The sequence below is a fragment of the Williamsia sp. 1138 genome (genome assembly GCF_002095435.2).
Classification (GTDB): Bacteria; Actinomycetota; Actinomycetes; order Mycobacteriales; family Mycobacteriaceae; genus Williamsia.
In genome coordinates this window covers 34034-51280 of the sequence record NZ_MJEJ02000052.1, presented here as the reverse complement: position 1 = coordinate 51280, position 17247 = coordinate 34034, and the positions used below count along the sequence as shown (strand labels likewise).

Here is a 17247-nt window from a genome sequence, read left to right as displayed (position 1 = left end):
CTAGTCACCACACCCAGCTGGTGACGCGTGGTGGCGGGCATCACTCGGTGCGATCCTCAATTGTGTCTTCAATTTGTTCGATCTGACTGTCGTGTACGAGGCGCTTCTCCTGAAGCCTGCGGAGCTCGCTCGATTCGAAATCAGTTCTGAAGCGGAGCTTCTCCAGCTTCGCAATCTCTTTTTCGACTGAGGCCAATCGACGCAGTTCTCTGTCTAACTCTTCTCGCATTCCGTCGAGAGACAATTCGTCTAACTCCAGTTCAGCCTTTCTAGGCCGGGCCGGACGTGACTCGTTCTTCTCCTCAGCACGCGCACGAACCCACACCCAGCGCACACCGATCAGACCTGCAACCCCGCACCATGCAGCAACGGCGGAACCTGCACCATACTGTCCAAACATTGCCCACAACAACGCTTTACCAAGGAAGAACACCAACCCGATGACGTACAACCACGCGAATACTGTGACACACCCAACCGGCTCTTGCCGCTGACTCAAAGGCACCACCTTTCGTTCGGTGGTTAGAAATTAGCATTCAACTATGACAGCTGAGGTCGCACGGGTTGTCGTAGATAGTTCATCCTTTGGGTGTGAATCTCCCACGCATTGTGAGCAATCCGCAGAGCACTGACGGCGCCACAGTCCGAAGTCGCGACAACATGCAATGAGCTCCACTGATTCACACCTTCGCACCCGGCTGCGAAGATCCCGCTGGTGTTGCCAGCTCCACCACACGCTCACACAGCACGCGTACCTCTCCCACCGTGGGCGCTAACTCATACGCGTGATGGTGACAACACGCGCTGAGCTGATTCCACGCAAACTCGACCTTCGCTGTCCGCTCTGCCCCGTCGAGCGACCGCAGTATGGCAAGCCGCGTCCTCATCGAAGCGCCCGCACACTCGGCACCAACAACTTTCAGCCGCTCATCGACGAGTGCCTCCACCGCCTGACGGGCGACAAAGGCGGCTAGTCGCGCTGAGTTGCCGGAACCTGGCCCGGTAGCGCCGTTCAGGATCCGTTCCGACTCTCGCAACAACTGCGCAACCGAAGACCCCGTCACAGCTCCGCCAGAATGTCGTTGACTGTCTTGTGCAGGTCCCCGACGTCGTCTTTCGACAGACTCGCGATGTCACCGTGGGAGCCCTTGTTACTGATCGAGAGGGCCGGGAACCGGTGTTGGCGATACGACCGCCATGCCGCGATGTCAGCCTTCGCGTCTCCGTGGACAGCTAGTGCCACGCGCTGATTCGTCTTCTTGTGGAGTTCCCACTCCACCTCGGACTCGTCGTGCGGTTGGCCCGCTGCTGCACGCTTCGCGTAGAAAACCTGCTGCGCAGCTGATTCCAGTGCCAATCGAAACAGTCCGGGAGCGGCGCGCCGCTTGATGTCGTCGCCCACGCTGTCATCCGCGACCAACGCGAAGGCGTCGTTGGCGTATCGCTTGGCCGGGTTCTCTGCAGTCTTGACTGTGATCGATGACCCGGTCTCGCGGGTCACCTCCAGGAGTTGGGCGGGGACGCCGAGCTGGCGGATCGACGCTGCTAGGCGATCGTCGTGCGAAAAGACGATGACCTGCCGGTTCTCGGCGAGTGTGCGCAGCACACTGATGAATCCATCGATCTTCGCTGGGTCCATGGCCTGGATGGGATCGTCCAGGACGATGAAGCGGAACGGGCTCGCTTGCGCGGTCGCCCGCGGGATGAACAACGCGAGGGCCAGGGCATGCAGTTCTCCCTGGCTCATGACTGTCAGCGCCGCTGCGGGCTGACCGTCTACGCTGCCCTGGAGCACGGCCTTCCGATGGGTTCGCGCCCCCTGCAGGGTGATCGAGCTGATATCGACGTTGCTCTCTTGGCGGAGCTGTGACCAGATCTCGCGCGCTCGATCGGCGATGGGCTGCATGCGTTGATTGCGAAGCACATTGGCGTTAGCGGTCACCCACTTCTTGGCGGCGTCCAGTCGTGCGACGACGTCGTCGCTGCTCCGGGCGGTGTGCTCGAGGCTGAGCCAGCCGTTGATCTTCACTGCTATGGGCGCCCACGCATCCTCTAACGATGCAGCAGCGGCGGTCGCCTCCGCCTGTAGCTCAGCCAAAGCTTCGGCAACCATCGGCATTACCTGGTCGGCGTGGTCAGCAAGAGCGACATCGCTAGGCCGAGCACGGGCATCGGCGACCGCTGCCGAGTAAGCCTCGAGGGACGGCAGCTGGACCCCGTCGATCGGCGCGACAGCGACCAACCCAGAAAACAGCGCTTCGGCGGCGGCGCGCGCCTGCTTCAGCTCAGTCTGCGCGGTGCGGTAGTCACTCAGCCGCTGGTCTTCGATGGCCAGGAAATCTCGTGTGTGTTGCTTCCACCCGTCGTCGAGCACGCCCATGCCGCACACCGGGCACTGCTCGTCGTCGACCGTGTCGCGATATTTCAACGCCTGCCGAAGCAACGTCGACCTATGCTCAGCCGCGTCGAGGGCTTGATCGGCAAGCGCCAGAGCCTTCGATTCCTTCTGTCGCAGGAGCGATGTCGCCGACACAACATCGTCGAGATCTGGCACTGAGATCTCCGCGATTGCACGTAGCTTCGCCACTAGGATCGTCTGCGGGGAATCGGCGCCACTCACCAGAGCGGTCACCGCGTCGAGATCTGGCGGCCGCTTCTTCAACAGCTTTGCGGCGTCCACAGCACGTGCGTCGCCGGCACCCTGCAGAGTGACTTTGAGGTCGCGCAGAGCATTGGTCGCAACCGCTCGGGGCTGTTTGCGTTCGCTCAACAGGTCCGCGAGGCGCTTCTCGGCGTCTTGGATCTCCTCGAGCCCCAGCAGTGTTGCGAGCGCGTCGTAGAGCTTGGACGGCTCCTGGTCGAGCAAGCCCCCGATCTCGTCGTAAGTCAGCAGCGGTCGGTAGATGTCCAGTGCATTCGACCAGCCCAGACTGTCCGTGCCCGGTTGCCGTTTTGCGCCCGCAACCTGAGTCCAGGTATCGCTGCCCACCAGGTCAGCACCGTCGGCCCAGTCAACGCCGGCAGTGGTGACCTTCGCGCCCGGTACGGCAAACTCGACTCGTACCTCACACGGGTTGCCCTGATGCAGGTTTCGCCAGCTGTCGGCCCACATCTTTGCTCGCTTGTTACGCCACCGATAGCTTTGGCCAGTGAGAGCGAACTCCAGACCCTCCGCAAAGCTCGACTTACCCGAACCGTTCCGGCCGCTGATCACTGTGATACCCGGGTAGGGCGACACCTCGAGAGTTGCCCGCGGGCCGATCCCTCGAAAGCCGGCGACCGTGATCGACTTCAGATACGCCCCCAGCGGCTCGACGACCTCAGCATCGTCAGCCGACGGGCGTTCCACCGGAGCGGCAGTGCCGTCGATCTGCTCTCGCAATGCTTCGCCGCTCTCGAGGGCCGCGATCACCGCATACTTCGCGTGCTCGTCGAGTCCGGAATCCGCATCGAGCAGGTCCCAGACCACCTCGGTCAGAGACTGCTCAACCGTTGGGCCGCTCTCCGTCATCGCCGCTCCTTAGCGTTATCCGAACTGCCACTCTCGCAGATCGATCCGACAGAATCAGTCGTTACGGTTTCGCGGGTGGAACGTCACACCGCGTCGGCACCCCGTGATCTACTCCAAGGGTGAACGAACCACTCCCCCGCGGTATTTACGAATCGCTCCATACGCGACGAGTCGACGCGGATGTGCAGGATCAACGGCTGGTTCCCGACTTTGCCGACATCGCCGACGGTGATGCCCCGACCGTGCTGAGCCGGCATCTTGCCGACGCGCTTGTTCGACATCTCAGCGCACTCAAGCCGGCGGAACAGCTTGTACGAGCCAACGAGCTTCTGGGTCACCTCGGCGAAGTCGACGACGAGGTGCTTCGACCCGAACTGCTGGTGGCACTCCGCGGCGTCCACGAACCGAAGCTGTTGCGGCCAGCAACTCCACTCTCGGAAGTCGCCCTGCTCACCAACACCAAGGGTGAGCCGAACATGGCCGGCGAGATCGCGCATGAACTCGCCAGTGCCGACCAGGTTGATCTTCTGTGCGCCTTCATCCGGTTCGCGGGGATCTCAGTGCTCGGCCAGCAGCTCGCTGCACTGCACGAACGCGGCATCCGTCCGCGCGTCCTGACGACGACGTACCGCGGCGCTACCGAGCGCCGTGCCCTCGACACCCTGGTCACCAAGTACGGCGCACACGTCAAGATTCGTTACGAGACTGCCTCCACCCGTTTGCACGCCAAAGCGTGGTTGTTCCGTCGCCGTAGCGGCTTTGATACCGGATACGTCGGTAGCTCGAACCTCTCGAGGTCCGCGATGGTCGACGGGCTGGAGTGGAACGTACGGATATCAGGTGTCAGCACTCCCTCCCTGGTGAGGAAGTTCGGAGCCACCTTCGATACCTACTGGAACGATCCAGCGTTCAAGGACTACGACCCATCAACCGATGCCGGCCTCCTCGACCGCGCGCTCGCCGAGGCCGGCGGCAGCACCCAGGGACGGCAGACTCTCACCGTCTCCGGTCTCGACGTGAGGCCGTACCCGCATCAGGAGCGCATTCTCGAAGCTCTCGACGTCGAACGACAGGTGCACGACCGTCACCGCAACCTCGTCGTCGCGGCCACGGGCACCGGAAAGACCGTCGTCGCTGCACTGGACTACCGAGGTTTGTGCGATCGAGCGGGTCGACGGCTTCCGCTGCTCTTCGTGGCGCATCGCAAAGAAATTCTCGAGCAGTCGCTCCGGATGTATCGAGAAGTCCTCGCTGACGCCAACTTCGGCGAACTCTTCGTGGGTGGCGCCCGACCTACTGAGTGGAAGCACGTCTTCGCGAGCATCCAATCTCTGAATGCGGCAGCACTCGACAGCATCGATCCAGCCCAGTTCGATGTGGTCGTCGTCGACGAGTTCCATCACGCCGAAGCAGCGACCTACAAACGGCTGTTGAACCATGTCCGGCCAGCGGAGCTTCTCGGTCTGACCGCAACCCCAGAACGCACCGATGGCCGCGACGTTTTTGCTTGGTTCGACGGCCGCATCGCTTACGAGCTGCGGCTGTGGGATGCGCTCGAGCAGGATCTGCTGTGTCCGTTCCATTACTACGGCGTCGCCGATAACACCGACCTGCGATCGATCACCTGGTCGCGCGGCGACTACCGCATCACCGATTTGTCGAACCTGTACACCGGCAACGACGCCCGCACCCGGCTGGTCCTGCAAGCTCTGCGTGACAAAGTCAGCGATCCCACCAGGATGCGTGCGCTCGGCTTCTGCGTGTCGATTGCGCACGCGGAGTACATGGCTCAGCGGTTCACCCAGCACGGGGTGACGTCAGTGGCCGTGTCGGCCGACACCAGTCCCGTCGAACGCGCCGCAGCGTTCGCCAACCTGCGGGCCGGCGAGGTGCAATGTCTGTTCGGCGTGGACGTGTTCAACGAGGGTCTCGACATCCCAGACGTCGACACCATCCTGCTACTGCGGCCCACGCAGAGTGCGACGATCTTCCTTCAGCAGCTGGGTCGCGGACTTCGGCGCACGAAGACCAAAGCAGTGCTGACCGTCCTCGACTTTATCGGACAACAACGTCGAGAGTTCCGGTTCGAAAACAAGTTTCGCGCACTCACTGGATCCAGCCGTGGACGACTCCTGAACGAGATCAGCGAAGACTTCCCGTTTCTCCCCGGCGGTAGCCGCTTGGTCCTCGACAAGGTTGCCCAGGACATCATCACCGAGAGCATCAAGCAAACGATCCGCCTCAACCGGCGGGCTGACCTCGTTGCCAGCATCGCCTCGCACAAGCCGCGCACGCTGCAGGAGTACCTCACCGAATCCGGCCACGACCTCGTCGACGTCTACGGGGGCACCGCCGGCAAATCCTGGACTGCACTGGCTCGCGACGCCCACATCGCGACGCCTGAACCGGGCCCCGGCGAGGAAGCTCTGCTCCGACGGATTCGGATCATGACGCACGTGGACGATCTCGAGCGAGCAGGCGTGTACCGAAAGATCGCCCAACAGGGCGGCCCTCGCTACGACGAGCTGTCACCCCGTGAACAGGCATACGCCCGCATGCTGTTCTTCCTAGTGTGGCCAGACCGCGGCGACCACGCTGATTACGACGCCGGTCTCCGGCATCTGCAGGCCAACCCCGCCATCTGCGAGGAGATAGGTCAGATCCTCGACGTCACTACTGACCAGATCCGGCATGTTCCAAAACCAATGGATGCCGACGATCTCCCACTATTCACCCACGTGCACTATCGACGCGAAGAGGTCCTGGCTGCCATCGGGTGGGCGTCGTTGACGCGCAAGGCGTACGGACAGGCAACGGGTGTCGTCTGGACGGATGACGGTGCCACTGGCGCGTTGTTCGTCAACCTTCACAAGGACGAAGGTCAGTTCAGTCCCACCACGATGTACCGCGACTTCCCGATATCGCGCGAGACGTTTCACTGGGAGTCTCCGAACAACACCACAGTTGATTCCAAGCTTGGCCGACGGCTCCTCGGGACGAGCTGCGAGGATCGCAAGGTCTTGCTGTTCGTTCGCGACCGGCCCAACGGTGACATCGGTGCTGAGCCGTTCATCTTCCTGGGCAAGGTGGATCTCGTCAGCCACCAAGGTGAGCGGCCGATCTCGATCACCTGGAATCTGCAACGGCCGATGCCGGCGGATGTGTTTGCGAGTGGGTCGGTCATCGCGAGTTAACTTCCTGCTACTGAAACGCGCACCAGGCCTCCAGTCTGCGACTGACGGCGTCGTGTGCCAGCCAACGCGCCAATGCGATCCAATGGGGTCGGTAGGGTCGTCTAGAGGACTCTCGCTTGCAATCAACGGTTCTACCGATGGGGAATGAATGAGTGACAACGGATCGATGTTCACTGCTGGTTCGGTGAAATTGACGAAGTTGCTGGAAGACGCCGCCGAAGGACAACTTCAACTTCCTGACTTCCAGCGAAGCTGGGTCTGGGACGAGGAGCGCATACGCAGCTTGTTAGCGTCGATTTCTCGGGGATTCCCGGTAGGAGCTGTGATGACGCTCGGTACCGGAGGGTCGGTCTCATTTAAGCCAAGAGTACTTGAGGGGGCTCCACCGACGGTCGATCCTCCGTCGTCCCTGCTTCTAGACGGCCAGCAGCGACTTACGTCCCTGTACCAGGTCCTCGTGAGAGGGAAAGCTATCCGAACCGTAACCCCACGTAAGCAGCGCGTCACCCGATGGTTCTACATCGACATCCCCACGGCGCTCGACCCCAAACGCGATCGGGACGAGGCAATCGTAATTGTTCCCGAATCCAAGAAGATAACGTCCAATTTTGGCAAGACAACTGAACTTGATCTGTCCTCCCAGGACTACGAGATCGAGAACATGATGTTTCCCGCCAGCGAACTCTTGTCATGGAACACTTGGCAGACCGCATTCATTCAGAAACACACCGGAAAAGAAGATTTCGCCGAGCGTTTTGCTGAATTGACGCGATTCCACGACCAAGTCGTACAGAGTTTTATTGGCTATCTCGTCCCCGTCATCGCCCTCGACAAAGCCACTTCGAAGGAAGCCGTCTGCACAGTATTCGAAAAAGTTAATACTGGCGGAAAGGCTCTAGATGCTTTCGAGTTGATCACCGCCATGTACGCCGCCGAGGGTTACGAACTGCGCAAAGATTGGATTGGCGCCGATAAACAACCCGGCCGCCAAAACAGACTTGAGAACATCTTCAAAATGCCATCCAGCCCGCGCGGTGTTTTAGCAGGCGTCAGCAACACCGACTTCTTCCAGGCTGTTTCCCTCTTCCATACTCAAGATCTTAGAAAGAGCGCGGAGTCCCAGGGCGCCAGCGGCAAGGATCTCCCGCAGGTCTCGGTGACACGTAGCACGCTTCTCAACTTGCCTCTCGCGGCTTACCTAAAATACGAAAAGCTCGTAGAGGACGGGTTCACGCGAGCGGCGAAATTCCTAGTAAATCACCGAATCTACCGCGTGGCGGATTTGCCATACCAGAGTCAAGTCGTCCCGCTGGCGGCGATCCTGGCAGACCTCCAGGACGACTTTGAGAACCCTTCCATCGCGAAAAAGGTCTCCGAATGGTACTGGTGCGGGGTTTTCGGTGAATTGTATGGCTCGACCACCGAAAGCCGCATTGCGCGAGACTTTCTGCAGGTACTCGCGTGGGCACGCGGCGGTCCCGAGCCCACCACAGTCCACGACGCCACCGTGCGCGCCGATCGACTACTCAGCATGCGTACCCGCCAGTCGGCGGCGTATAAGGGCGTCAACGCACTGCTTATGGACATCGGTGCACAGGACTTCCGGAAGGGCCAAGACTTCAGCAACACAATTTTCTTCGAAGAAAACGTCGACATACACCACATCTTCCCGAAAGCGTGGTGCAAGAAGCAGGCTATAGCCCCCGCGAGGTACGACTCGATCCTTAATAAATCGCCGCTCAGCGCTCGGACCAATCGAAAGATCGGGGGCGATGCGCCGAGCGCTTACCTTAGTCGTTTACTCGCCGAGGTCACCCCCCAGGGCGAGCAGCAAAGGGAACGACTTCGAGAGCGCTTATCCAGCCACGCTTTAGATCCTGACCTACTTTGGGCCGACGACTTTGACGGATTTATGGAAGACCGCCAGAGGCGGCTTGCAAAGCTGATTGAGAAAGCAACGGGCAAATCCGTCATCTACCCAGATACGGATTTGCCGTCCGAGGATTTTGTCGTTGACGACGACGACGCATGACGCAGAAATCCATGTTCAGCAGCTGTCATCGCGCTCGCCGTTTGTGTACATGAAGGTGCGAAGTTAATCCAGCGCGGGCGGACTGATATTCACCCGCCCCCGTTGCACGGATTCCCCGCCACCGAAGAAGTTCCGGCCGATAGCCGATAGCGGGATTTCGGATGACTTGCTCGGCCGGATAGCCAGGGTTGCTCGTTCACAGGCGGGTCACCCTCGGCGTCGATCGAGAACAGTAGCCCCACCCGGCCTGCAGAAGATCAATTGAAGACGACAGACCGTCTGTCCTGTAGCACCTTCGAGCAGCGACGCGTAGATCGCTAGCTGGATCCAGTACTCCTCGACGGTTTCGGAACTGACCCCAATATCCGTCTTGTAATCCGCGATGACGAGATCACCTGCATCGTCGCGGTAGACGAGATCGGCGATACCGTCGACGACGGTCTCGCCATCGGGGCCGACTCCCACGAGCGGCATCTCCCTCCAGTGTTCAGTGGCCGCGGCTCGACGTACCGGATCAGACTCCAGCGCAGACTGGGCCAGCAGCACGAATCGGTCTGGATCCTGAAGGTTCGAGATGTCGGCCGCTACGCGCGCTTGCGCCTCGAACGCATCATCCAACGCAGCAGTGAGATCGACGATCTCCATCAGCGCATGCAGCGCAACCCCGAGATCTTTCCCGTGGTCAATGGCGCCAACGGACGGAGGGACAATCTCAGCAGAAGTGCGAACCGTGAAAGCGTGATTTCGGTAACCGGCCAGGACCGCACGGGTCATATCCGTGTCCGCGTGTGCGATGGTCGTCGGCGACATCGACGCTACGATAGACGATGTGGCAGCCACCCGTGCGGTTGTGGCCTGCCACTCCTCCCACGTCTCAACTTGCGACCCAATCGAATTCCCCTCGTCCTCGAGCCGCACCACATCGAGCAGCTCCGGCGGGTCGTTCGGGACCTCTGCGAGCGCCGCAGCAAGAACCTTGCCCCAGCACGAACCCTTCTCCGGCATATAGCCGGACACGGCAAGGAAACTCTCCGCGCGCGTGCACGCCACGTACAGGAGTCGGACGCGCTCAGCAGCGGTGTAGGTCTTCTCCACCACCTCAGCATCCGCGTACCCACGGGTGCGGGTGCCAGCAGCCACCGACGCGTGTAACTCGCCCGAATCATCCCAGATCGCCGGATCACTCCCCGATCGAAAGCCACCGCTCATTCCGGCCACAATCACCATCGGGAATTGCAATCCTTTAGCCGCGTGCATCGTCATGATCCGCACCGCGTTCACGCCAATCTCAGGAAGAACCGCTTCGGCAACGCGTGCGTTCTCCTCGCTCTGGGTTGCTGCCCAGTCAAGGTAGTCACGCAGATCGCCACGGTCGTCGTCATACCAGGCGTGCGCCTGGTCGATGACAAATCTCAGCCGACGCCACACGTCGCGGTGGCGGGGCGAATCCATCGACACCTCGAACACGCGCCGGCCAGTTGCCAAGCGGCTCAACAAGGCTCCAGGATTCAGATCACCGAGCTCGAACCACGCCGACTTCAGGTAGGCCAGTGCCGTCGCAACCGGCGACTCCTCCAGACCAGCCGGCGGAAGACCAAACCAATTCCATCGGCCCTCGCTGCTCTTCCATCGCAACAGGTCGTCATCACCACACCCGAACAGCGGCGTGCGCAACGCTGCGACCAGCGCCGCCTCATCCGCAGTGTTGGCCAGCGCTCGACACGTCAGCAGCAGATCGTGGACCTCCTGCGTCGAGTACACCAGCGACGATGCCTCAGAACGGAACTCGATGCCGGCGGCGTCAAGGGACTTCTCTAGGAACGGAAGGATTCCACGCGACGGGATGAGGATGCAGATGTCGCGCAACGAGATCGGCTCGTGGTTGTATTTCTCGAAACCCCCGGTCTCTTTCTGCCAGCCAAGGGTGGTGGCGGTGTAGATCACCTTCGCGACGTCGCGCGCTTCCCGCGCTCGTAGCACTTCCGCCTTCGACAGCGACAGCTCGTCGTACACCGGTGTCGCTGGGTCGATGAACACGAACGGCGCTGGCCCCCACCCAGTCGTCGATGTCCACGCCGGGCGTCCGGGTGCGGGATCGAGTGGTGTGTATTCGGGCTGGACGTGGTGTTCGGGAACGATGACTCGCCCGAATACATCGTTGACCCACTCGAGAACGGGAATGGTCGAACGGAAGTTGGTCGTCAACGTCGCGATGCCATCGGCGCCGGCGAGGTCTCGTGCCGCCATGTAGGCGGCGATGTCGGCTCGTCGGAAGCGGTAGATCGACTGCTTGGGGTCGCCGACAGTGAACAACCGGCCGCCCAGGTCATCGCCTTCGACGATTAGCCGGGCCAGTTCGAGTTGCAGCGGGTCGATGTCCTGGAACTCATCGAGCATGACGCGTTGATAAGAATCGTGGACGGCCGCTTGCACCTCCGGGACTCGAAGGACGTCGCGCGCGTAGACCAGGAGGTCGTGGAACTCGAGTCGTCCCTCGCGACGACGCTGGGCTGCTTCATCGACGATCACGGCCGAAAGGTGATGGATCAGGATCTGGATCGCACTTGACACGTACCGGGTGCGAACCTCGGCGGCAGCTGCTTTCAGTTCCTTGATGGATTCCTTCACTGCTTTGGCGCCACCCACCCAGTTCGCGGCTTTGCCGCCGTTGCCCGGCCCGGGGCACAGCAGCGCGACCGGGAGCCACGATGCGCTATTTCTTGTTTCGGCCATGTCGTTGCGCCACGCAGCGACCTTGCCGAGATGGGCAAAGAGCGCGTCGGTGTGGTCGGTACAGTCCGCCGCACGGTCACCGATGACGTCGGCCTGCCGAAGCAATTCGTCGATATCGGGGACCGCTAGGACAGGGACGCGGTCAGCAACGCGCAGACGATCCCAGTGCCGATCCAGCGCGTCAGCAAACGTGCGCGCCGTGATGAGAGAGGCTCCCGACGCTACGATCACCTTCATCGCATCGGAGAGCTCGGGCGGGGTGGAAGTCGAATCTCCGAACAGGTGCGCCTGGATCCGACGCCACCGACGCTCGAACGACAGTTGCGACCCCATCGCATCGACCACCTGCAGTCGCGGTGGCACGCCCGCCTCCAACGGGTGCTCGCTCACGATGCGCGCGGCAAATGCGTGCAGGGTGCCGATGGCGGCCGTATCCACCTGCAGAAGCGCCCGGTCGGCAAGCGGACCAGTGTGTTTGGCTAATTCGACGCGAACTCGCTCGCGCAGTTCGGCAGCAGCCTTCTCGGTGAACGTGATCGCAGCAACGCGGTCGAGTTCGATGCCATCCGCAAGAACGAGATGACAGATTCGTTGAACGAGTGAGTGCGTCTTGCCACTGCCAGCGCCGGCTTCGACAAACAGTGTTGTTGCGGTGTCGTTTTCGATCCTGGTGCGTTCCGCGGTATCGACCAGGTTCTTCGATGTGGAGGTCATCAGCGCTCGTACTTCTGCAGGTAGGCATCAAGTTCGGGAACGTTCTCGAGGTTCGCCCAGGCCCGCTCCAGTCCTCGGGTGCCGACGAGTTCCAGCAGGTCATCCGACCAATGCGTATCAGGCGTTCGCGGCGGAAAGTATCCCCCGGTGATCGCAGCGTGGATCAGTGAGATGTCGTCGATAAGCACATCGACCACAGTGTCCGTCAATGGATATCCGACTTGGTCAAAGCCGCCTTTGCTGGTGATGAACCAATATCGCGACGTGACGTCGGTTCCCAGGGTGCGTGCGAAGAGCCCGTAGACGGGGAGCTGGAACTTGAGGCCCCCGTCGGTGGGCGAATCGAGCGTCAGGTCCGCGTAGGACTTGGATTGGCCCGACTTGTAGTCGGTGACGCGGACGCGACCGTCGCAGTTGATGTCGACGCGGTCGATCGATCCTCGGAACTTCACCACTCCCCCGGCGATCGTGATAGTTGCTTCGTCGTCGCCAAACTTCCGCTCTACCAGCGCCGGCGCCCAGCCGTCGGCCTGGTCGGCAGCGTCGTGCTGGAACCAGACCACCAGGTCGTCACGGATTGCAGCACGATCCTTGTCCCAGAGCTGCGGCAGCCACCCGGGCGCGCTCGCATGCGCCGTGAGCAGCTCCCGGTCGGCGACGGTCAGTAGGCGGTCAAGTGACGGCTCCTCTCCGTCGATGACGGTCTGGATGTAGTTCTCCAGGATCGAGTGGATGATCGTCCCCTTGGCGAGTGCGTTGATCTCGGCTGCCGCATCCGGGTCGATGAGGACGCGGACCCGCAGGATGTGTTCGAAAAAGAACTTATAAGGGCTCGCAACCCAGCTCTCAAGAGGAGTCGGTGATACGGCATCATCGAAGTAGCGCAGCAGATTTCGCACGGACGACACGTTGCCGTTGAAACGGCTGAACCGTCCGTTGAGACGATCGCTGCGCAGTTCCATACCGTTGGTGATCACCGGGTCCGGCAACACATCTTGACGACGTCGGGCAGGTACGGCGGCGAGTGCACGCTGGCGCCATTCGGTCGCCGATGCTGCGCTGGTTCCGATTCGGCTGTCCACCTTCTGGATTGCGGAGTCGAACGATTCGATGGTGACGATCAGCGGCGTGGTGGCCGTGTCCTTCTGCCAGTCGACGACGCCGACGGGATGGCCTGCGAGGTGTTCCATTGTCGGCAGGAGCCAGCGCGACGGCACCTTTTCAGCACCACCGCGCAGGCTGCCACGGGGGAAGGAAATGATGCGATGCGACTGTCCGGCAGCCAGGGTGAGGTTCCAGAGGCGGTGGTCGTGGTCGATATCGTCGGCGGGGGTGCGCCCGGTGAGCTCGACGGGAAGCAGCGGATCTGCTCGGCGTCGATCAGGGATGATGCCTTCGGCAGCGCCCACGAGGATGGACACCTCGAGATCGCGGCCGGCGCCTTCCGACAGCGGCCCCACGCTGACTGCCGCCGAGCTCTCCCCGACATACCGAGTGGTGGATTGGAAGCGGGCGACGAGGGCATCCGCGATTCGGGTGATTGACGGCGATGGCGCCACGCCATCGAGGTCCGCCAGCGCGCTGACGATCGAGGCCAACGCCTTGTGGTCTGCGGTCGACTGCTCGCCCTTCGGCGGAACAAAGTGGTCTGCGATCAGATCGGCGATCGCGACGGAGGTGTCATACCAGCTGGTGGTTGCGGCGATTGCTAAGAGTGCCGATCGGAGTGACACGACGAAGGCGTGGGTCGCGAGTGCCTGCCTATGATATTTCTTGTCGACAGAAACCGATGCGAGCCGATCCCAGTCGGTGCCGCCGACAAGCGGTACCTCTTCGCGTGTCAGACGTTCGAGCCTCGATTGCGAGATGGGCTCGCTGTTGAGCTCAGGTCGCTTCAGCGCGCGCTCTGCGAGTGCGGCGAGCAGATCCCGACGGGACAGTTCGGCCGGATTCAGGGTGAGAAGCGCGATCAGCGACCGTGCTACTGGGCGATCGGCGAGCCCGTGGCACTCCGGGGCGGCGAACGCGATGTCGCCGGCGGCCAGGTGTTCGTGCAGGAGGCGTAGGTAGGGCTCCCGGGAGCCGTAGAAGATGCCGATTCGGTGCCCAGGGATCCCGTCCGCGATGTGTGCTCTGACCACCCGAGAAACTGCTCGGGCCTCGTCGTCGGCGTCGGAGGCGTGTATGACTAACGACCCGAACGTCACATCGGTGTTGTCGACGGTGGTCCCGCGTTCCTGCATGGCTGCCAGCAAACGTGCGGATGCTGTGTCGGCAGGTGTGGGCAGGTACACGATGATCTCGCCCAGTCGCTCGAGCTGCGCGAGCGCCACCGCGTAAGCCTCGTGGCGCAGGTAGTGGTTCTCGGCGTGAATTACGGTTGCGATCCGATGAATGCGCAGCATCTCCCCGACCAGCTTCGTCGGCGCCTCAACAGCCGGATTGCGGTAGCTCGTCAGCTCAAACGAAGCGCCGGCCAACGCCTGAGCGGTCATCGCTTGATCTGCTACGTCAGCGAAGAGCCCGGGCGCTTCGTCGAGAATCTGCTCGATCGACGCCTCGAGGAGCGGATACGGCAGCAGAACTCTCGGCGCCAGCGCAGGTGCTGCCAGCAGGTCGACCGCATCGTCGAGCGTCAGCACGCGTGTATTCGCCGACCCGCCGTGTCGCGCAAGCGCGCATGTGACGTCCCGACGAGCACCCGAACCGGGGACGATAACAGTCACCAACCGCAGGGGGTCGCCAGCCTTCGAGGCGGAGACCGCTGCGACGAGATCAGTTGCCGATGGACTACTCACAATTGACGATCCTCCCCTACCAGTCCGACAATCATGGCGGTCCGATCGTCGCGAACCCGGGCTGATCTCACGAACCAATGTCACGGTCTAAGTATCTGCGATACAACCGTACTTATAAATTGGGGCAGACGAGTTTGATCCGGCGCGGTCTCAGATGGACTGCCGTTGGCCGCGGCGGTGTATCGGACGAAGTCGCTAAGCTGAGCGGCGCCCCGACGGCGAAGATTTCAGAGACGGAAAGGCATTTTGGATGAAGCTCGTCTACTTACACGGGGTCGGTGATGGCGATGGCGACCACGGATGGCTCAGTGCACTGAATGACAGCCTCGTAGCCCAAGGGCTCACCGCAGTCGACAAAGCCGACGTTATCGCACCCAACTATTCCGACATCTTGTCGTCACCGGATGCAAACGCCGCGGTTCCGAAGCCGACCGCGCAAGGCGAGAAAGCTGACGTCTCGTCTGAGCGTGCAAAGTTCTTGAATCGACAGATCGACGCCGCCAGGGCAGTCGGCGCGGACCCCTCTGTGCAAAGTATCGGGTTTCCACTACTGGACCTAGACCCGTCACATGCAGCACTAGGCGGATTGGCGAAAGCGCTACCCAACAAGCTTTTTGCGAACGAGATCCATCAGATTGAAGCCTATGTGTACCAGAAGGGCATGCGCGGAGCTGTTCTGCAACGTGTGCTGTCTCAGCTCCCTGAGCGGGGGGAGATCGTCATCGTCGGTCACAGCCTGGGGAGCGTAGTAACAGTCGACCTCATCACTCGGCTTCCGAAAGACATCGTCGTTCGACGTGTTGTCACCATCGGCAGTCCAGCCAACACCGCCCTCTTCGCGGCATCACGTAGGGAGCTCATCGGGAACTTCCCCTATAAGTCAACCGACTCATGGCTGAACTTTCTTAGTCCACGAGACCCGGTGACCCGCGCTCGTGGACTCGCCGGCGTGTTTGCAGACGTTCAAGACTTTCGCGTCGACATCGGGGCGGCTGGGCACCGCTCGAAGTCCTACCTCGAAACACAGCCGTCGCTCGGGCTGTCGGAACGGCGTTTCACCAATCGTCCAGGGCACCTCGCCGCACAACGCGAGTCACCACAGCGCTGACCGACGACGTGGCTGCGCTGATCCTCGAGTTGCACTTCCGGTATGCAGTGCGTGACTCGATTAACGACAAGAAGGTTAGCGCACGATACTCGGAGGCCATCCGCATTAAGCGGGCTGATCTAGTAGCCCAAATCTGGGACGCCGACGCAAACGGCATTCCGCTCCCGCGAGAACTCCATAAGCTCGCTGAAGGCGACACGCCCAAGATCCCCGATCACTGGACGGTCGCTGGGCTGATCGAACAGCTCACCATTCTCGCTCTCAGCGACTTGATCGCACCGTTCGAAATTGATATTGACGATGCAGCTTTCAAGGCTCTGCCCATAATCAGCGAAAAGGCGGGGCAATCGACGTCGTTCGGTCCCGAACTCCGATCGATCGTTCGCGTGTTCAATGAGTCGATTACAAAGATGACCAAACCTGGGGCCAACTGGGGACGCATCGCATTTGCAGCTGCCGGAGTCGCGGTAATCGCGATAGCGCCCTACAGCCTCATTGCACTAGCGCCAGCAGGCGCGGCGGGCGCCGCAGCGTTGACGGGCGGGTTGGCGGCGCTTGGGCCAGGTGGAATGGTCGGCGGACTTGCTGCGATCGGCGGTATCGCTAGCACAGGCGCTGCCATCACCACCGCCGCCGCTGTTGGCGGACGAGGTGAAAGAGGCCAATTGAACTCCGGGCAACTGCTGTTGGCGACGGCAGTCGCCTTCGCGCAGAAGAGCTTCGGGCACGAGTTCGACGACGCGATCTGGTTGAAAGCATCTGCGGCCGCCGCAGAGCTGTCGGCCCAAACAAATACGGTGGAAGCGATTAGCGACAGTAAGTCCCGGTCGCTTTCAGCGTTAATTTCGGAGCGTGACCTCGCACAGAACCTCATCACATTCATGGAAGCGAACGACCTCACGCCAGCCGCCACCCCCCAGCTCGCTTTGGAGTAACGTCCTAGGCCTAAAACGTCTCTTAGACGCTACCGTCGCTTACAAAAGCGCCTCTAGAACACTCGGTCAAGACGGCTATTGTGAATACAACCCCTCCGAACGGCTCCAGGCCGAGCAATAAAACGTTCGAGCCGCAAGCCTTGGATTCGCCGCCGGTGTTCACGCCCGTGACCGTGTGACTTGGATCGCAGACGGAAACCAACGGCGTTAGTAGTCGATCGA

Annotated in this window: 8 protein-coding genes; 4 read left to right on the top strand and 4 right to left on the bottom strand. The window is 61.4% G+C overall.

What is annotated here, in order from left to right:
- Positions 1–40: 40 nt before the first annotated feature.
- Both BH683_RS23735 and BH683_RS23725 read right to left on the bottom strand, forming a co-directional pair.
- Positions 41–499 carry a hypothetical protein gene (locus tag BH683_RS23735; RefSeq protein WP_143696119.1) on the bottom strand — a complete coding sequence of 153 codons (459 nt, stop codon included), beginning with the start codon at positions 497–499 and terminating at the stop codon, positions 41–43.
- 561 nt (positions 500–1060) lie between these two features.
- Positions 1061–3511, bottom strand: coding sequence for an AAA family ATPase (locus tag BH683_RS23725; protein WP_084838760.1), 2451 nt, complete (start codon positions 3509–3511; stop codon positions 1061–1063).
- Positions 3512–3630: 119 nt separating this feature from the next.
- Here BH683_RS23725 and BH683_RS23720 point away from each other — a divergent pair, with 119 nt between their 5' ends.
- The gene (locus BH683_RS23720; protein WP_084838759.1) at positions 3631–6705 is read left to right on the top strand and encodes a DUF3427 domain-containing protein; all 3075 of its coding nucleotides are present in this window, start codon (positions 3631–3633) and stop codon (positions 6703–6705) included.
- Positions 6706–6853: 148 nt separating this feature from the next.
- Positions 6854–8737, top strand: coding sequence for a DUF262 domain-containing protein (locus tag BH683_RS23715; RefSeq protein WP_246833555.1), 1884 nt, complete (start codon positions 6854–6856; stop codon positions 8735–8737).
- Positions 8738–8944: 207 nt separating this feature from the next.
- Here BH683_RS23715 and BH683_RS23710 read toward each other — a convergent pair whose 3' ends face one another.
- Both BH683_RS23710 and BH683_RS23705 read right to left on the bottom strand, forming a co-directional pair.
- Positions 8945–12184, bottom strand: coding sequence for a UvrD-helicase domain-containing protein (locus tag BH683_RS23710; protein WP_084838757.1), 3240 nt, complete (start codon positions 12182–12184; stop codon positions 8945–8947).
- Positions 12184–14826 (bottom strand): PD-(D/E)XK nuclease family protein, encoded by a 2643-nt coding sequence (locus tag BH683_RS23705; protein ID WP_246833554.1) that lies wholly within the window; start codon positions 14824–14826, stop codon positions 12184–12186. Before BH683_RS23705 ends, BH683_RS23710 begins: the two co-directional genes overlap by 1 nt.
- Before the next feature lie 406 nt (positions 14827–15232).
- Here BH683_RS23705 and BH683_RS23700 point away from each other — a divergent pair, with 406 nt between their 5' ends.
- Entirely contained in the window at positions 15233–16090 is an 858-nt protein-coding gene (locus BH683_RS23700; RefSeq protein ID WP_084838755.1) for a hypothetical protein, read from the top strand.
- Positions 16091–16098: 8 nt separating this feature from the next.
- Entirely contained in the window at positions 16099–17025 is a 927-nt protein-coding gene (locus BH683_RS23695; protein WP_084838754.1) for a hypothetical protein, read from the top strand.
- Positions 17026–17247 lie beyond the last annotated feature (222 nt).